The 15,925-nt window shown below is 73.4% G+C and carries 16 protein-coding genes; 13 read left to right on the top strand and 3 right to left on the bottom strand.

Going from position 1 to position 15,925, the window contains the following annotated elements:
- The first annotated feature begins 13 nt into the window (after positions 1 to 13).
- The 4 genes from J3R08_RS19790 to J3R08_RS19775 are packed head-to-tail and all read left to right on the top strand — an operon-like array spanning position 14 to position 3,377.
- Complete coding sequence (locus J3R08_RS19790; protein WP_209962393.1) at positions 14 to 409, top strand: DUF6223 family protein; 396 nt, start codon at positions 14 to 16, stop codon at positions 407 to 409.
- 54 nt (positions 410 to 463) lie between these two features.
- A complete protein-coding gene (locus J3R08_RS19785; protein ID WP_043323072.1) occupies positions 464 to 928 on the top strand; it encodes a DUF6220 domain-containing protein in 465 nt (154 codons plus the stop codon).
- The gene (locus J3R08_RS19780) at positions 925 to 2,976 is read left to right on the top strand and encodes a multicopper oxidase domain-containing protein (protein WP_209962391.1); all 2,052 of its coding nucleotides are present in this window, start codon (positions 925 to 927) and stop codon (positions 2,974 to 2,976) included. Before J3R08_RS19785 ends, J3R08_RS19780 begins: the two co-directional genes overlap by 4 nt.
- An 11-nt stretch (positions 2,977 to 2,987) precedes the next feature.
- Positions 2,988 to 3,377: a VOC family protein gene (locus J3R08_RS19775; protein WP_113973010.1), complete on the top strand. Its 390-nt coding sequence runs from the start codon at positions 2,988 to 2,990 to the stop codon at positions 3,375 to 3,377.
- Between the two features lie 141 nt (positions 3,378 to 3,518).
- Here the strand turns inward: J3R08_RS19775 and J3R08_RS19770 are convergent, their stop codons facing one another.
- Together J3R08_RS19770 and J3R08_RS19765 are read right to left on the bottom strand one after the other, a co-directional pair.
- Entirely contained in the window at positions 3,519 to 3,986 is a 468-nt protein-coding gene (locus J3R08_RS19770; RefSeq protein ID WP_209962389.1) for a DUF6069 family protein, read from the bottom strand.
- 94 nt (positions 3,987 to 4,080) lie between these two features.
- Positions 4,081 to 6,066, bottom strand: a complete 1,986-nt coding sequence (locus tag J3R08_RS19765; RefSeq protein WP_209962387.1) for an anthranilate synthase family protein — start codon at positions 6,064 to 6,066, stop codon at positions 4,081 to 4,083.
- Positions 6,067 to 6,280: 214 nt separating this feature from the next.
- On the opposite strand from J3R08_RS19765, the gene J3R08_RS19760 reads away from it, so the two are divergent.
- From J3R08_RS19760 to J3R08_RS19720, 9 genes are read left to right on the top strand one after another with little or no spacing between them, the layout of a single operon-like run.
- Positions 6,281 to 7,564: an aspartate kinase gene (locus J3R08_RS19760; protein WP_198033257.1), complete on the top strand. Its 1,284-nt coding sequence runs from the start codon at positions 6,281 to 6,283 to the stop codon at positions 7,562 to 7,564.
- Between the two features lie 15 nt (positions 7,565 to 7,579).
- Positions 7,580 to 8,401 carry a 2-amino-3,7-dideoxy-D-threo-hept-6-ulosonate synthase gene (locus J3R08_RS19755; protein ID WP_043323078.1) on the top strand — a complete coding sequence of 274 codons (822 nt, stop codon included), beginning with the start codon at positions 7,580 to 7,582 and terminating at the stop codon, positions 8,399 to 8,401.
- A gap of 31 nt (positions 8,402 to 8,432) precedes the next feature.
- Entirely contained in the window at positions 8,433 to 9,536 is a 1,104-nt protein-coding gene (locus J3R08_RS19750) for a 3-dehydroquinate synthase II family protein (RefSeq protein ID WP_064445545.1), read from the top strand.
- Positions 9,537 to 9,562: 26 nt separating this feature from the next.
- A complete protein-coding gene (locus J3R08_RS19745) occupies positions 9,563 to 10,324 on the top strand; it encodes an amidohydrolase family protein (protein WP_209962385.1) in 762 nt (253 codons plus the stop codon).
- The gene (locus J3R08_RS19740) at positions 10,321 to 11,637 is read left to right on the top strand and encodes a phenylacetate--CoA ligase family protein (protein ID WP_187692351.1); all 1,317 of its coding nucleotides are present in this window, start codon (positions 10,321 to 10,323) and stop codon (positions 11,635 to 11,637) included. Before J3R08_RS19745 ends, J3R08_RS19740 begins: the two co-directional genes overlap by 4 nt.
- Before the next feature lie 10 nt (positions 11,638 to 11,647).
- Positions 11,648 to 12,838, top strand: a complete 1,191-nt coding sequence (locus J3R08_RS19735; RefSeq protein ID WP_187692350.1) for an FAD-dependent monooxygenase — start codon at positions 11,648 to 11,650, stop codon at positions 12,836 to 12,838.
- Positions 12,838 to 13,623 (top strand): 2,3-dihydro-2,3-dihydroxybenzoate dehydrogenase, encoded by a 786-nt coding sequence (locus J3R08_RS19730; protein WP_187692349.1) that lies wholly within the window; start codon positions 12,838 to 12,840, stop codon positions 13,621 to 13,623. The genes J3R08_RS19735 and J3R08_RS19730 overlap by 1 nt, the downstream gene beginning before the upstream one ends.
- 32 nt (positions 13,624 to 13,655) lie before the next feature.
- Entirely contained in the window at positions 13,656 to 14,336 is a 681-nt protein-coding gene (locus J3R08_RS19725) for an isochorismatase family protein (RefSeq protein WP_209962383.1), read from the top strand.
- 11 nt (positions 14,337 to 14,347) lie between these two features.
- Positions 14,348 to 15,049 carry an SDR family NAD(P)-dependent oxidoreductase gene (locus tag J3R08_RS19720; RefSeq protein ID WP_209962381.1) on the top strand — a complete coding sequence of 234 codons (702 nt, stop codon included), beginning with the start codon at positions 14,348 to 14,350 and terminating at the stop codon, positions 15,047 to 15,049.
- On the opposite strand, the gene J3R08_RS19715 is transcribed toward J3R08_RS19720, so the two are convergent.
- Positions 15,042 to 15,782, bottom strand: a complete 741-nt coding sequence (locus tag J3R08_RS19715; protein ID WP_209962380.1) for a DUF6081 family protein — start codon at positions 15,780 to 15,782, stop codon at positions 15,042 to 15,044. The two genes, J3R08_RS19720 and J3R08_RS19715, sit on opposite strands and share 8 nt — an antisense overlap.
- Positions 15,783 to 15,925 lie beyond the last annotated feature (143 nt).

The raw sequence follows: 15,925 nt of genomic DNA, 5'->3' as shown, positions 1-15,925 counted from the left end.
CGAAGGGGCTCCCATGTTCATCCGTCGTCTGCTCACCGCCGCCGCAACCGGCGTCCTCGGTGGGCTCGCACTCGTCGCGCCGGCGGCCGCGCAGGTGACGGCCGCCGACGGTGACGGTGGTTCCGGCCGGGCCGGGTCCGTGCTGGCGCTCGCGCTCGCGTTGCTCGGCCTCGTCCTGGGCGTGTGGGCGTTGCGCTCCGCGGGGCGCGGCGGCGGTCGTGGCAACGCGATCGCCGCGCTGGTGCTCGCGGCGGCCGGCCTGATCGCCGGTGTGGTCGCCCTGGCCGGCTCCGACGGCGGTGTCGGCAGCGGCAACGGCCGTGGCGGCGCCATCGTGTCCGTCGTGCTGGCGCTGATCGGGATCGCCGTCGGCGGTCTGGCATTCACCCGCTCCCGGCGCGCCGCCTGACCGGCGCCGCCGACCGAACACCCCGGTGACCCAACCGACCCGAAGGGGAGTCCCATGCGCAAAGTGTTCGCCGGACTGGCAGCGTTCCTGCTGCTCGTGCTCGTGGTGCAGTTCTTCCTGGCCGCCAGCGGCGCGTTCAGCAACGAGGCCAACGAGGAGGCGTTCCGCCCCCACCGGATCCTCGGTCTGGGGAGCATCCTCGTCGCCGTGGTGCTGACGGTGGCCGCCGCGGTGATGCGGATGCCCGGCCGGATCATCGGCCTGTCCGGCCTGGTCGCCGGGCTGGGGATCCTGCAGGCCCTGATCGCGGTCATCGCCAAGGCGTTCGGCGACTCGGCCGGCGACTCGGCCGTCGGCCGGTACGTGTTCGGCCTGCACGCGGTCAACGGGCTGGTGATGGTGGCCGTCGCCCGCGTCATCCTGCGCAGCGTCCGGCCGGGGCCGGACACGACGACCACGCCCGGCGTGGACACCACTGTGACCGGCCCGGCGGCCGACTCGGCGCGAACGGCCTCATGAGCACGCTCCAATGGATCCTCGTGGACCACGTCGTGGCACTGCTCGGTGTCGCGACGTGGTTCGCGGCAGGCGTGACCGCCGCGCTCGGCCGCAACCGCCTCGCGCTGGGCCTGCTCGCCGCCGCGGTGCTCGTGACGATCACCCGGCTGGGCACCGTGGCGCTGCTGGCCGGGCGCGGCTGGTGGTTCGTCCAGGAGAAGGTTCTGCTGGGGCTGCCGCTGCTCTTCGCCGCCGGGATCGTCGCGGTGCTCCTCGCCGGCCCGCGGCTGCTCGCGGCCCGGCAGTCGCCGGCCACGGGCCTGCCGGCCGGCGGGCTCGTCGCGCTGCTGACCGCCGGTTACGCCGCGCTGGCCGGCCTGGTGGTGACGTTCACCGCCGGCTACCCGTTGACGTTGAGCACCTCGCTGATCGCCGTCGCCGTCGTCTGCGCCGGCGCGCTGCTCACCGCCCGGGTGGTCGGACGACCCACCGGGCAGGGCGCGGACGCGGGCGCCCCGGAACGCTCGGCGGTGGCGGACGCCGGCTCCGCCGAACGCTCGGCGGCGGCTGACGCGGGCTCTCCCGAACAAGCGCCGGTGGCGGCCGGGGCGTCGGCGCTGTCCCGTCGCCGGTTCCTCGGCGTGGCCGGCGGCGTCGTCGCGGCGGGCGCCGGCGCCACCGGCGTCGGCCTGCTCTTCCGGGAGCCCGAGGCGATGGTCACCGGAGGCGGCCCCGGACACGCCGGCGGCGCTGGCCCGAAGGTTTCCGTGGCGGACCTGCGCGGCCCCGGCGCGCCGGCGGCGGGCGGCACCGCGCGACGCCACGTGCTCACCGCCCGGACGGGCACAGTCACGCTGCCGGAAGGGCGTCCGATCGACGCCTGGAGCTACGAGGGCCGGCTGCCCGGGCCGGCCATCACCGCGACCGAGGGCGACCTGATCGAGGTGACGCTCCGCAACGCCGACATCGAGAACGGTGTCACCCTGCACTGGCACGGGTACGACGTGCCGTGCGGCGAGGACGGCGCGCCGGGCGCCACGCAGCACGCGGTGCGGCCCGGCGGCGAGTTCGTCTACCGGTTCCAGGCGGACCAGGTGGGGACGTACTGGTACCACACCCACCAGGCGTCGCACCCCGCCGTGCGCAAGGGGCTGTACGGGACGCTCGTCGTGACGCCGCGCGAGGACCGGCCGGACGCGGAGCGCGGGCTGGACCTGACGCTGCCGGTGCACACGTTCGACGACGTCGTGATCCTCGGCGACCAGGAGGGACGCGCCGTCCACGACGTCCGCCCGGGCCAGCCGGTGCGGCTGCGTCTGATCAACACCGACTCGAACCCGCACTGGTTCGCCGTCGCCGGCACGGCGTTCCGGCTGGTGGCCGTCGACGGCCGCGACCTCAACCAGCCGGGCGAGGTACGCGAGGTCGGCCTCCGCCTGCCCGCCGGTGGCCGGTACGACGTGGTCCTGACCATGCCGGACGCCACTGTCACGCTGCTGCTCGACCACGACCCCGACCAGGGCGTCCTGCTGCGCCCGGCCGGCGCCGGCGGCGGCGACCGCACCCTGCCGGACACCGGCGACTGGCCCGAGCTGGACCTGCTGGAATACGGCGAGCCGGCACCCGTGCCGTTCGACCGCGACGACGCCGACCGGCACTTCACCATCGTCCTCGACCGCGCCCTGGCCATGGTCGACGGCAAGCCCGCCTACGCCCAGGCCGTCGACGGCCGCGCGCACCCCTCCGTCCCGGACCAGCTCGTCCGGGAGGGTGACGTCGTGCGCTTCACGGTGGTCAACCGGAGCCTGGAGACCCACCCGTGGCACCTGCACGGTCATCCGGTGCTGATCCTGTCCCGCGACGGCCGGCGCTACTCCGGCAGCCCGCTGTGGATGGACACCTTCGACGTACGGCCGGGAGAGGTGTGGGAGGTGGCGTTCCGGGCGGACAATCCGGGTGTCTGGATGAACCACTGCCACAACCTGCCGCACCAGGAGCAGGGCATGATGCTGCGGCTCGTCTACGACGGTGTCACCACGCCCTTCGACAGCACGAGCCACGCACACTGAGGGGGACTGCCATGACCGCAGACGTGCACGCCCTGGCCGGCGTCCGCTACGTCGTCGACGACGTACCGGCGGCGATCGAGTTCTACACCGCCCACCTGGGTTTCACGGTGTCGACCGCGTTCCCGCCGGCCTTCGCGGACGTGGTGCGCGGGCCGCTGCGGCTGCTGCTGTCCGGTCCGGCCAGCTCGGGCGCCCGGGTCACGCCGGCGGACGCGGCCGGGTGCGGGCGCAACCGTATCCACCTGATCGTCGACGACGTCGACGCCGAACGGGAGCGGCTGCAGCGGGCCGGGGTGACGTTGCGCAGCGACATCGTGTCCGGGCCGGGCGGTCGTCAGTTCCTGATCGCCGACCCGGCCGGCAACCTGGTCGAGATCTTCGAGCCCACGGCCCGCCGCTGAGCCACCGGACCCGACCGCCTCCCGTCTACCCCGGACCGTCCGCGCCGATCTTGCACTTACCGCCCTTCCAGTGCCGGGGATATCCCTTTTGCGGGGGCCGAAAGTGCAAGATCGCGGAGGCCGGGAGGGACGGTGGCGGGATCAGTACCGGTTCGTGGTGGGTGCGGAGAGCCGGGCGGCCAGGATGGGGATGATCACCGCGCCGGCGATCACGTGGGTGCCGGCGAGGACGAGCTGCGTGGACACGGCGGTGTCCTGGGCGAAGGCGGGCGCGGCGAGGGACAGCACTGTGAACGCGACAGTGCCGGCCACGAAGACGCGTGCGGGCCGCCGGGCCCGCCGGGCCGCGACCACCGCCAGGACGATCCCGCCGATCGACCAGAGCACGACGCTGCGGGCGATGGCGCCCACCGGGATCGCCTGCGCCTGCTCCTCCCAGACCCCCGCTGCCTCCATCGGTACGCCGAGACCCCGGGCGGCGAGCGTGAACGCCTCAGCGGCCACCGCCCCGGCGAGGGTGGCCAGCACGCCGACCAGCCACACCGGAGTGGTGGCCGGCGACCGGTTCGACCGCGCCGCGACGGGGGGTCGGTGAGTGGCCTCATCCACGGCGTCGCCTCCGGTCCGGTGCCTCGATGTGTTCTCGGGAGAATGCGGGGACGCCACGACGGCAGTCAATCGTGGACAGTTGAACGCCGAAGCGTCACGGCCGGGTCCCGTGCCGGCCCGCCGCCTCGGCCGCGGCGGCGGCCGTGCCGTCGGCGAGCAGGGAGACCAGCAGATCGCCCAGGATCCGCGGGCCGTGCTGGGTGAGGACGGACTCCAGGTGGAACTGGACGGACCGGAATCCCGCGCCGCGCAGCGCGTGCACGTCACCGCTGTCCGGGCTGCGGCTGATCTCGATCGGGCCCCGCCGGCCGCCGGCCACCACGTCGTGCGCGGAGCGGGCCGTGTAGGTGTTGTAGAAACCCACCAGCTCCGGCCGGCCGAACAGGTCGATGCGCTTCTGCACGCCCTGGTTGGGCACGGAGCGCCGGGCGAGGGGGAACCCCAGCTCGGCGGCGAGCACCTGGTGGCCCAGGCAGATGGACAGGAACGGCACCGTTCCGGCGAGCAGGTCGCGGGTGAGCCCGCGCAGCGCCCGCATCCGCCTGTCGGTCGGGTCGCCCGGGTCGCCGGGTCCGGGACCGACGACGACGAGGTCGTATCCGTCCGGCCGCAGCGGGCTGTCGAACCGGACGATGCTCGACCGCAGCCCGAGGGCCCGCAACTGGTGGTCGAGCATGGCCATGAAGGTGTCCTCGTTGTCGACGACGAGCACGCGGCGGCCGGCCAGCGCCCGGTTCGGCGTTCGCCGCTCCGCGCCGTCGAGCCAGAACCTCGACAGCGTGGTGTTGCGCTCGCGCAACGCCCGCCGTACCCGGGGGTCGGTGGACAGGGACGAACGTGCCCGCACGGGCGTCGCCGGCCCGCCGTGCGGGTCGGCCGGGTCGACGCCGAGGCCGAGCGCCGCGCGCATGCCGCCCGCCTTGGCCCGCGTCTCGGCCACCTCCGACTCCGGCTTGGAGTCGCGCACCAGGGTGGCGCCGACGCCCAGGCGGAGCGTGCCGTCGTGGTCGATCTCGGCGGTGCGGATCATGATGGCCGAGTCGAGCGTACGGCTACCGGCCGAGTCACTGCCGATCAACGCGAGCACGCCGCCGTAGTAGCCGCGGCCGGTCGTCTCGTGGCGGGTGATGACCCGGAACGCGTTCTCGATCGGGCTGCCGGTGACAGTCGGCGCGAGCAGCGTCTCCCGCAGCACGTCGCGTACGTCCAGGTCGCTGCGCCCGGTCAGGATGTACTCGGAGTGCGTCACCCGCGCCATTTCCTTGAGGAACGGGCCGTGCACCTGGCCGCCGGAGGCGCACATCCGCGCCATCATTTTCAGTTCCTCGTCGACCACCATGTAGAGTTCGTTCGCCTCTTTCGGGTCGTTCAGGAATTCCAGCAGGCCGGAAACCGCCGGACCGGTCGGAGGATGTCGGTAGGTCCCACTGATGGGATTCATCGAGACGGTTCCGTCGATCATGCTGACGTGCCGTTCCGGTGACGCACCGATGAACGTGCCGGCGCCGGAGTGGAACAGAAACGTCCAGTAGGAACCCAGCTCGCCGGTCAGCAACCGGCGGAAGATCGCCAGTTCCGTGGCGGTCGAGTAGTCGGCCAGCCGCGCGGTGAAGGTGCGTCGGATGACGAAGTTGGATCCGGCGCCCTGCCCGATCTCGTCGCCCACCACCCGCTTGACGATCGCCGCGTAGTCCTCGTCGCTGAGGTCGAAGTCGGCGTCGGTCACCGGTACGCCGCGCTCGGGAAGGCCCGCCAGCGCCTGCTCGCGGTCGAGCCCGAACTGCTCGTGGACGCGCATCGCGAGCAGGGGCGCGCCGTCGTCGTGGCAGTCGTACCCCCGCTCGGTGACCTGTCGGTACGGCACCGCGACGAGCAGGTCGTGCCGCCCACCGGTCGCCGGCCCGGCGGGCAGGGGCAGCTCGGTGAGCGTGTCCACCTGGCACACCTCGCCGGTCAGAACCTCCACGTACGCGCTCCCGGCGGCGCCGGGCCGGTGCAGCAGGGCGAAGGCACGCCCGCCGCCGCCGAGACCGGACAGCAGATCCGGGAATCCGGCCACGTTCGATTCCGTCCCGTCCATGTCGCTCCCTTTGCCCTAGAGATCGCCTGTCGATAGTGCGTCCGGCAAAAGGCGTCGCGCATGACGTGTTGTCGCCGACGGCATCACGTGTTTCCGGTAACGCGCCGACGTTATGGCGTGAACGACTGAATCGGCGGGCTACTACTCGGGCGAGTAGTGCCCACGCAGATCGACCGCGATTACTGTCGACCGCAATGCCGATACGACGAGGGCGGTGAAGACGACTGTGGACGTGCTGGTCCAGAAATACGGGGGCACCTCGCTGCAGACCCTCGACCGCGTACGGCACGCCGCGCTGCGGATCGCCGCGGCTCGGCGGGACGGGTCCGCCGTGACAGTTGTCGTGTCGGCCCGCGGCAGCCGCACCGACGACCTGCTGCGGCTCGCGGCCGACGTCGGCGCCGCCGGCCCGTCCCGGGAACTCGACCAGTTGCTCGCAGTCGGCGAGTCCGAGTCGGCGGCGCTGATGGCGCTGGCGTTGACCGGGCTCGGCGTGCCGGCCGTCTCACTGACCGGGCACCAGGCGGAGATCCACACCACCGACCGGCACGGCGACGCGCTGATCTCGCGGATCGGGGCGGCGCGGGTCGAGGCGGCGCTGGGCCGCGGCGAGGTCGCCGTGGTCACCGGGTTCCAGGGGATCGACCGGGCCGGGGACGTCGCCACGCTCGGACGCGGCGGCTCCGACACGACAGCGGTGGCGCTCGCCGCCCGGCTGCGCGCGTCGGCGTGCGAGATCTACACCGACGTGGACGGCGTGTTCAGCGCCGACCCCCGCATCCTTCCGGCGGCGCGTTGCCTGCCGTGGGTCGAGCCCGGCGTCATGGCGGAGATGGCGTTCGCCGGCGCGCGGGTCCTGCACACCCGATGCATCGAGCTGGCCGCCATGGAAGGGGTCGAAGTGCGCGTGCGCAACGCGTCGTCGCAGGCACCCGGAACGACAGTCGTGGACCGGCCGGACGACCGGCCGCTGGAGACCCGGCGGGCCGTGGTGGCGGTGACCCACGACACCGACGTGGTGCGCGTGCTGGTGCACTGCCGCGACGGCCGGCGGGACATGGCGCCCGACGTGTTCGAGGTGCTGGCCGCCCACGGCGCGGTGGCGGACCTGGTGGCCCGGTCCGGGCCGTACGAGAGCGAGTTCCGGATGGGGTTCACGATCCGCCGCAGCCAGGCCGACGCGGTGCGGACCGCGCTGCACGACCTCACCGCGTCCTTCGACGGCGGCGTCCACTTCGACGAGAACGTCGGCAAGGTGTCGGTGGTCGGCATGGGCCTGCTCAGCCGCCCCGAGCACACGGCCCGGCTGATGGCGGCGCTGGCCTCGGCCGGGATCTCGACGAGCTGGATCTCCACCTCCCAGATGCGGCTGTCGGTGATCGTGTCGCGGGACCGCACCGTGGACGCCGTCGAAGCCCTGCACCGCGCGTTCCGCCTCGACCGGTCCGAGCCGGCGGACGCCACGTCCCTGACCTCCCGTCGTTCCGCCACCGCCTGAGAGAGGTAGGAAACCGTGGCCGTACTCAACGCTTCGTTCGCTCGTGGCCTGCGTCTGCGCCGACTGTTCCGGCGCGGCGACGGACGCCTGCTCGTCGTCCCGCTCGACCACTCCGTCACCGACGGGCCACTTCGCCGCGACCTGAACTCGCTGCTCGGTGAGCTGGCCGGCACCGGCGTGGACGCCGTGGTGCTGCACAAGGGCAGCCTGCGGCACGTCGACCACCGCTGGTTCGGCGACATGTCGCTGATCGTGCACCTGAGCGTGAGCACCCGGCACGCGCCGGACCCGGACGCGAAGTACCTGGTCGCGCACGTGGAGGAGGCGCTGCGGCTGGGCGCCGACGCGGTCAGCGTGCACGTCAACCTGGGCTCGCCGCAGGAGGCGCGGCAGATCGCCGACCTGGCGGCGGTGGCGGGGGAGTGCGAACGCTGGAACGTGCCGCTGCTGGCCATGGTGTACGCCCGCGGGCCGCAGATCACCGACTCCCGGGCGCCGGAACTGGTGGCGCACGCCGCGACGCTCGCCGCCGACCTCGGCGCCGACATCGTCAAGACCGACTACGCGGGTACGCCCGAGCAGATGGCCGAGGTGGTGCGTGGCTGCCCGATTCCGCTGATCGTGGCCGGCGGCCCGCGCTCGGCCGACACCGAGACGGTGCTCGCCCACGTCTCGGACGCGCTGCGCGCCGGTGTGGCCGGCATGGCCATGGGCCGCAACGTGTTCCAGGCCGAGCAGCCCGGCCTGATGGCCGCCGCCGTGGCGCGGCTGGTGCACGAACCACGGCACGTCCCGGACCGGTACGACGTCGACGACCGGCTCGCCCTTACGTCCTGAGACTCCCTGACCGTCCACCGAGGAGAAACCCGTGAAGCTGTGCTGGCTGGACATCCGTAACGTCAACGGCGCCAAGGAGGCAATCGTCGAGGAGGCGGTCCACCAGCGGGTGGACGCCGTCGTGGCGGCCGATCCGGCCGACCTGGAGACGCTCCCCCCGACGGTGAGGAAGGTGCTGTTCCCACAGGGCGGGCCGCTGCCGGAGAAGCTGGAACCGGCCGACCTGGTGATCGTCGAACCAGCCCGGCACGGCGAGCCCGCCGAACTGGCGGCCCGGTACCCGGACGTGGAGTTCGGCCGGTACGTCGAGATCGTCGACGCGGACAGCCTGGAGGACGCCTGCCGGTCCGCGCGCCACGACCGGTGGAGCCTGCTGTACTTCCGCGACCCCACCAAGATTCCGCTGGAGATCGTGCTGGCCGCCGCGGCGGGCGCGGCGGGCAGCATCATCACGCAGGTCGCCGACGTCGAGGAGGCGGAGATCGTCTTCGGCGTGCTGGAGCACGGCTCGGACGGCGTGATGCTGGCGCCGCGCGCCGTGGGGGAGGCCACCGAGCTGCGGACCGCGGCGGTGAGCACGGCGGCGGACCTGTCGCTCGTGGAGCTGGAGGTCACCGGCATCCGGCGGGTGGGCATGGGCGAGCGCGCCTGCGTCGACACCTGCACGAACTTCCGCCTGGACGAGGGCATCCTGGTCGGCTCGCACTCCACCGGCATGATCCTGTGCTGCAGCGAGACGCATCCGCTGCCGTACATGCCGACCCGGCCGTTCCGGGTCAACGCCGGCGCGCTGCACTCGTACACGCTGTCCGCCGGCGGGCGGACCAACTACCTCAGCGAGCTGGTCTCCGGCGGCCGGGTGCTGGCCGTCGACTCGCAGGGGAAGTCCCGGGTCGTCACCGTGGGACGGGTCAAGATCGAGACGCGCCCGCTGCTGGCGATCGACGCGGTCTCCCCCTCCGGGACACCTGTCAACCTCATCGTCCAGGACGACTGGCACGTGCGCGTGCTCGGGCCCGGCGGCACGGTCCTCAACGTCACCGAGCTGACCGCCGGCACGAAGGTGCTCGGCTACCTGCCGGTGGAGAAGCGGCACGTCGGCTACCCGATCGACGAGTTCTGCATCGAGAAGTGAGCGGCGGCGGGAAGGGGAGCGGGGCGATGACCGCGCAGCCGGTGCTGGACTTCCACGTACGCCTGGCGCCCCGGCCCGGGGCGCGACAGCGGCTGCTCGACGCGCTGGGCGAGTGCGGGCTGACACGGGCGGTGGTGTGCGCGGGCGGCACCATCGACCTGGACCGGCTGTCCCGCCAGCTCGTCACCGGCGGCCACGTCGAGACCGACGCCGACAACGACGCGGTGGCGGCGGCCTGCGCGGGCACCGACGGGCGGCTGGTGCCGTTCTTCTTCGCCAACCCGCACCGGCCGGCCGAGGCGTACCGGTCCCGGGCCGCCGAGTTCCGCGGCCTGGAGATCTCACCCGCCGTGCACGGCGTCGCCCTCACCGACCCGCGGGTCGCCGACCTGGTGGCCGTGGCGGCGGAGTTCGACCATCCGGTGTACGTGGTCTGCCTGGACCGTCCCGGCGCGGGCGTGGCCGACCTGGTCGGCCTGAGCCGCCGGTTCCCGCAGGTGAGCTTCGTGCTCGGGCACAGCGGCATCGGCAACATCGACCTCTACGCCCTGACCCTGATCCAGGACGAGCCGAACATCTCGCTGGAGACCTCCGGCGGCTACACCTGCGTGGCCGAGGCGGCGCTGCGCCGCCTCGGCGACGGCCGGGTGGTGTTCGGCTCCGAGTACCCGCTGCAGCACCCGGCCGTGGAGCTGGCCAAGTTCCAGGCGTTGCGACTGCCGCCGGACCAGTGGCGGCGGATCGCCTGGGACAACGCGCATCGACTGCTAGGAGAGGAGAAGCGGTGAGCGAGCCGAGTTCGACCCTGCCCCGGCTCGGCCAGTGGCACGGCCCCGAGGACCTGCGGCGCCTTCAGGAGAAGCAACTGGCGGAGACGTTCACCTGGGCGGCCCGGTCGCCGTTCTACCGGGCGCGGCTGACGTCCGGGGCGCCGCCGGTGACCCCGGCCGACCTGGCCGACCTGCCGCTGACCACCAAGCAGGACCTGCGGGACAACTACCCCTTCGGCATGCTCGCCGTGCCCCGCGAACGGCTGGCGACCTACCACGAGTCGAGCGGCACCGCGGGCAAGCCCACCCCCTCCTACTACACCGCGGAGGACTGGACCGACCTGGCGGAGCGCTTCGCCCGCAAGTGGATCGGCATGTCCGCCGACGACGTGTTCCTGGTCCGCACGCCGTACGCGCTGCTGCTGACCGGGCACCTCGCCCACGCCGCCGCCCGGCTGCGCGGGGCCACCGTCGTGCCCGGCGACAACCGGTCACTGGCCATGCCGTACGCCCGGGTGGTCCGGGTGATGCACGACCTGGACGTCACACTCACCTGGTCGGTGCCGACGGAGTGCCTGATCTGGGCCGCCGCGGCGATCGCGGCCGGGCACCGGCCCGACATCGACTTCCCGGCGCTGCGCGCGCTGTTCGTCGGCGGCGAGCCGATGACCGACGCCCGCCGGCGGCGGATCAGCCGCCTGTGGGGGGTGCCGGTCATCGAGGAGTACGGCTCGACGGAGACCGGCAGCCTGGCCGGGGAGTGCCCCGAGGGCCGCCTGCACCTGTGGGCCGACCGGGCGCTGTTCGAGGTGTACGACCCGGCCACCGGGACCGTCCGCGCGGACGGCGACGGCCAGCTCGTCGTCACGCCGCTGTTCCGGGAGGCGATGCCGCTGCTGCGGTACAACCTCGAGGACAACGTGTCGGTCTCCTACGACGACTGCGCGTGCGGCTGGAAGCTGCCCACCGTGCGGGTGCTCGGCCGGTCGGCGTTCGGCTACCGGGTCGGCGGCGCCACCATCACCCAGCACCGGCTGGAGGAGCTGGTCTTCTCCCTCCCCGAGGCGTACCGGGTGATGTTCTGGCGGGCCAAGGCGGAACCGGCGCTGCTGCGGGTCCAGATCGAGGTGGCCGCCGCGCACCGGGTCGCCGCCGAGGCGGAGCTGACCCACGCGATCCGGGCCGCGTTCGGCGTGGACAGCGAGGTCACCGGCCTGGCGCCGGGGAGCCTGATCCCGCTGGACGCGCTGACCAGCATGCCGGACGTGGTGAAGCCACGCAGCCTATTCGGCCCGGACGAGGACTGGAGCAAAGCGCTCCTCTACTACTGAGGGAACCGACATGCCGCAGATGAGGGTCGCCGTGGCCGGCGCCGGCATCGCCGGGCTCGCCTTCGCCGCCGCCCTGCGCCGGGCCGGGATCGACTGCCACGTGTACGAGCAGGCCGAACAGCTGACGGAGGTGGGCGCGGGCGTGCAGGTGGCGCCGAACGCCACCCGGCTGCTGCACCGGCTGGGCCTGCGTGACCGCCTGCGTACGGTGGCGGTGGCGCCGCAGGCGATCGAGATGCGCCGCTGGGACGACGGCACGCTGCTGCAACGCACCCCGCTGGGCAGCGCGTGCGGACGCCGCTTCGGCGCGCCGTACTACGTGGTGCACCGCGCGGACCTGCACAGCAGCCTGCTGTCGCTGGTGCCGCCCGACCGGGTGCACCTGGGCGCCCGCCTCACCGCCGTGACGCAGACCGCCGACGAGGCGTACCTGCACCTGTCCAACGGCACCACCGTCGCGGCGGATCTCGTGGTGGGCGCCGACGGCATCCACTCGGTCGCGCGCGAGCAGATCGTGGCGGACCGGCCGCGCTTCTCCGGGCAGTCCATCTACCGCGGGCTGGTGCCGGCCGAGCGGGTGCCGTTCCTGCTCACCGAACCCCGGGTGCAGTTGTGGCTCGGGCCGGACCAGCACTGCGTCTGCTATCCGGTGTCCGCCGGGCGGCAGGTGAGCTTCGGCGCGACGGTGCCGGCCACCGACTGGCGGCAGGAGTCGTGGTCGGGCCGGGGCGACGTGTCGCAGCTCGCGGCCGCGTACGCCGGCTGGCATCCGGACGTCACCCGGCTGATCGCCGCGGCCGACCGGGTCGGCAGGTGGGCGCTGCACGACCGGGACAGCATCGACCGGCTCAGCGCGGGACGGGTGACGCTGATCGGCGACGCCGCGCACCCGATGCTGCCGTTCCAGGCGCAGGGCGCGAACCAGGCCGTCGAGGACGCGGTGGTGCTCGCGGTCTGCCTGGCCGGCGTGGAGCCGGCGGGCCTGGGCGCCGCGCTGCGCCGCTACGAACGCATCCGCCTGCCCCGGACCACGCGGATCCAGCGCCAGTCCCGGGCCAACGCCGAGACGTTCCACCTGGCCGACGGCGCCGACCAGCGCCGCCGGGACGTCGCCGCGCAGTCCTCGTCCGGCCTGGACCGCCACGAATGGCTCTTCGGGTACGACGCCGAGAAAGCCACCACGACCAGCGGAGGCACCTGATGGAACTGACCGGAATCGAGTCGAGGGTCGCCCTGGTCACCGGCGCGGCGCAGGGCATCGGCGCCGCCGTGGCCGGTGTGCTGGCCCGGGCGGGCGCGCAGGTGGCGGCGGTGGACCGCAACGCCGAGGCGCTGACCACCGTCGTGACGAAGCTCGCCGCCGAGGGCGACTCGGCGCGCGCCTACTGCGTCGACGTGTGCGACAGCGACGCGGTGGACGCGCTGGTGCGGCGGGTCGAGGACGAGATGGGCCCGGTCGGCATCCTGGTGAACGCCGCCGGCGTGCTGCACACCGCCCCGGTCGTCGAGCTGTCCGACCGGCAGTGGCGCCGGACCTTCTCGGTGAACGCCGACGGCGTGTTCCACGTGTCCCGGGCGGTGGCGCGGCGGATGGTCGGCCGCCGCCGGGGCGCGATCGTCACCGTGGCGTCCAACGCCGCCGGGGTGCCGCGTACCGAGATGGCCGCGTACGCCGCCTCCAAGGCCGCGTCCGCCCAGTTCACCCGCTGCCTGGGGCTGGAGCTGTCCGGCTACGGCATCCGGTGCAACGTGGTCTCGCCCGGCTCCACCGACACCCCCATGCTGCGGGCGATGCTCGGCGAGGGCGCCGACCCGAGCGCGGTGATCGAGGGCACGCCGGGCGCGTACCGCGTCGGCATCCCGCTGCGCAAGCTGGCCCAGCCGCGCGACGTGGCCGAGGCGGTCGCCTACCTGGTGTCCGACCAGGCGGGCCACGTGACCATGCACGACCTGTACGTCGACGGCGGCGCGGCCCTGCACGTGTGACGCCGTGGCACGGAAACCGGAGGCGAGAACCGATGGCCATGACCCCGATCGCGCCGTACCGCATGCCCGGCGACGGCGACCTGCCCGGCACCACGCTGCCGTGGCGTCCGGACCCGGACCGGGCCGCCGTGCTGGTGCACGACCTGCAGCGCTACTTCCTGCGCCCGTTCGCGGCCGGGGAGTCCCCGATGGCCGAGCTGCTGCCCAACGTCGCGAAGCTGCTCGCCGCGGCGCGGGCGGCCGGCGTGCCGGTGCTGTACACCGCGCAGCCCGGCGGGATGAGCCGGCAGGACCGGGGGTTGCTGCACGACCTGTGGGGCCCCGGCATGAGCAGCGACGAGGACGACCGGGGCATCGTCGACGACGTCGCCCCGCAGCCGGGCGACACGGTGCTGACCAAGTGGCGCTACAGCGCGTTCTTCCGCAGCGACCTGGAGGAGCGACTGCGCGGCGCCCGGCGGGACCAGCTCGTGGTCTGCGGCGTGTACGCGCACATGGGGTGCCTGATCACCGCCTGCGACGCGTTCAGCCGTGACATCGAGGCGTTCCTGGTGGCGGACGCGCTGGCCGACCTGTCGCGTGCGGACCACCTGATGGCGCTGCGCTACGCCGCGGACCGCTGCGCGGTGCCGTTGTGGACGGCGGACGTGCTGGACGGCCTGGCGGGCGACGCCGGCGCGGCGCGTCCGGATCGGAGCAGCAACAAACGATGAGGAGAGCATCGATGTCGGAACGGACCCGGGTCGTGGTCGTCGGCGGCACCTCGGGGATCGGGCGGCACTTCGCCCGGTCCTGCGCCGAACGCGGAGACGACGTGGTGATCACCGGCCGTTCGGCGGCCCGGACCAAGACCGTCGCGGACGAGATCGGCGGGTCGACCCGGGGACTCGCCCTCGACCTGGCCGAGCCGGAGCGGATCGCGGACGCGCTCGCCGACGTGCCACACGTCGACCGGCTCGTGGTCGCGGCGCTCGACCGCGACCACAACACCGTCCGCGCGTACCGGCCGGGCGACGCGGCGCGGCTGCTGACCGTCAAGCTGGTCGGCTACACGGCGGTCCTGCACGCCCTCGCCCCGCGGATGACCGACGAGAGCGCTGTCGTGCTGCTCGGCGGCCTGGCCAGCCACCGGCCGTACCCCGGCTCCACCACAGTCACCACCGCCAACGGCGGGATCAGCGCGCTGGTCCGGACCCTGGCGGTGGAACTCTCGCCGATCCGGGTCAACGCCCTGCACCCGAGCATCGTCTCCGACACGCCGTTCTGGAGCGACAAGCCCGCGGCGCGGGAGGCCGCCGCGACGCGCGCGCTCACCCGGCGGCCGGTCACCATGCGGGACTGCACCGAGGCGATCGACTTCCTGCTGACGAACCGCGCGATAAACGGGATCAACCTGAACATCGACGGCGGAGACGTGCTCATCTGACGCCTGCGGCGATCCGCCACGGCCCCCACCACCCGGTCGCGCCCTGCCCGTGCTCCCGCTGCTCGCGGGAGTACCGGGCCAGGTCGCGGGCGGAGAACAGCGCCATGCCGGCGTGGAATCCGGTCACCGGCACCGGAACCCGCGCCCAGTAGGCGAGCCGGCCGTCGACGTGGAACTCCACCTCCGACGTCGGCGCCCGGTAGGTGATGGCGTAGCCGTGCGCCCGGCCCGGCTCGGTCGGCACATCCAGGACCACCCGGTGGACGTAGTGCTCGTGCGGCTGGGTCACGCCGGGCAGCGCGAGGCGCTCGACAGTCGCGTACACGGTGTCGTTCGTCGCGGCGGCGTTGAACACGACGCCGGTCTCCAGGTCGAACAGGGCCACCGTGCCGAACGCGTCCAGCAGGTCGTGCGGGATCTGCCGGTACGTCCGCACGCCCATCTCCACCTCGACGGTCAGCGTGCCCTCCGCCGGCACGGCGAAGCGTCGCACCGACCGGTACATCTGCTTGGCGTTGTTCTGCCGGGGATCGGTGTCGTGGAAGCGGGTGAACGGGTCGACGGTCAGCTCCAGCCGCCCGTCGCCGGTGCGGACGCGGGCGTTGCGGTCCTGGTACCTGTGGGTCTGCCCGTCCGCGCCGCTGATCGACATGACCGTCCAGCGGGCGGGGTCCAGCTCGCGGCCGGTGAAGTCGTCGTACGTCCACGCGCTGGTTCTCAGTGCCGACGTCATGCAGTCACCATCGGACGCCGGCCGGGCGCGGGCATCACCCGTTCACGCGGTTCGGCCGGGCCGGGCACGCCAATGCGCCGGCAGCCTCCCGGAAATCGCGTGATTAAGCCATGCCGCAGCGTGAGCGGTCGCCGAGACTGACG

It is taken from the genome of Micromonospora sp. HB375, assembly GCF_017872985.1.
GTDB lineage: Bacteria > Actinomycetota > Actinomycetes > Mycobacteriales > Micromonosporaceae > Micromonospora > Micromonospora chalcea.
Note: the sequence above shows the minus strand (reverse complement) of the source record. Positions and strands in the feature narration are given on the sequence as shown.

What these genes read in the sequence shown, in the direction of transcription:
- J3R08_RS19775 (WP_113973010.1), top strand. Translation starts at nt 2,988, where the DNA reads ATGACCGCAGACGTGCACGCCCTGGCCGGCGTCCGCTACGTCGTCGAC.
- J3R08_RS19725 (WP_209962383.1), top strand. Translation starts at nt 13,656, where the DNA reads ATGGCCATGACCCCGATCGCGCCGTACCGCATGCCCGGCGACGGCGAC.
- J3R08_RS19735 (WP_187692350.1), top strand. Translation starts at nt 11,648, where the DNA reads ATGCCGCAGATGAGGGTCGCCGTGGCCGGCGCCGGCATCGCCGGGCTC.
- J3R08_RS19715 (WP_209962380.1), bottom strand. Translation starts at nt 15,782, where the DNA reads ATGACGTCGGCACTGAGAACCAGCGCGTGGACGTACGACGACTTCACC.
- J3R08_RS19730 (WP_187692349.1), top strand. Translation starts at nt 12,838, where the DNA reads ATGGAACTGACCGGAATCGAGTCGAGGGTCGCCCTGGTCACCGGCGCG.
- J3R08_RS19790 (WP_209962393.1), top strand. Translation starts at nt 14, where the DNA reads ATGTTCATCCGTCGTCTGCTCACCGCCGCCGCAACCGGCGTCCTCGGT.
- J3R08_RS19765 (WP_209962387.1), bottom strand. Translation starts at nt 6,066, where the DNA reads ATGGACGGGACGGAATCGAACGTGGCCGGATTCCCGGATCTGCTGTCC.
- J3R08_RS19780 (WP_209962391.1), top strand. Translation starts at nt 925, where the DNA reads ATGAGCACGCTCCAATGGATCCTCGTGGACCACGTCGTGGCACTGCTC.
- J3R08_RS19720 (WP_209962381.1), top strand. Translation starts at nt 14,348, where the DNA reads ATGTCGGAACGGACCCGGGTCGTGGTCGTCGGCGGCACCTCGGGGATC.
- J3R08_RS19745 (WP_209962385.1), top strand. Translation starts at nt 9,563, where the DNA reads ATGACCGCGCAGCCGGTGCTGGACTTCCACGTACGCCTGGCGCCCCGG.
- J3R08_RS19785 (WP_043323072.1), top strand. Translation starts at nt 464, where the DNA reads ATGCGCAAAGTGTTCGCCGGACTGGCAGCGTTCCTGCTGCTCGTGCTC.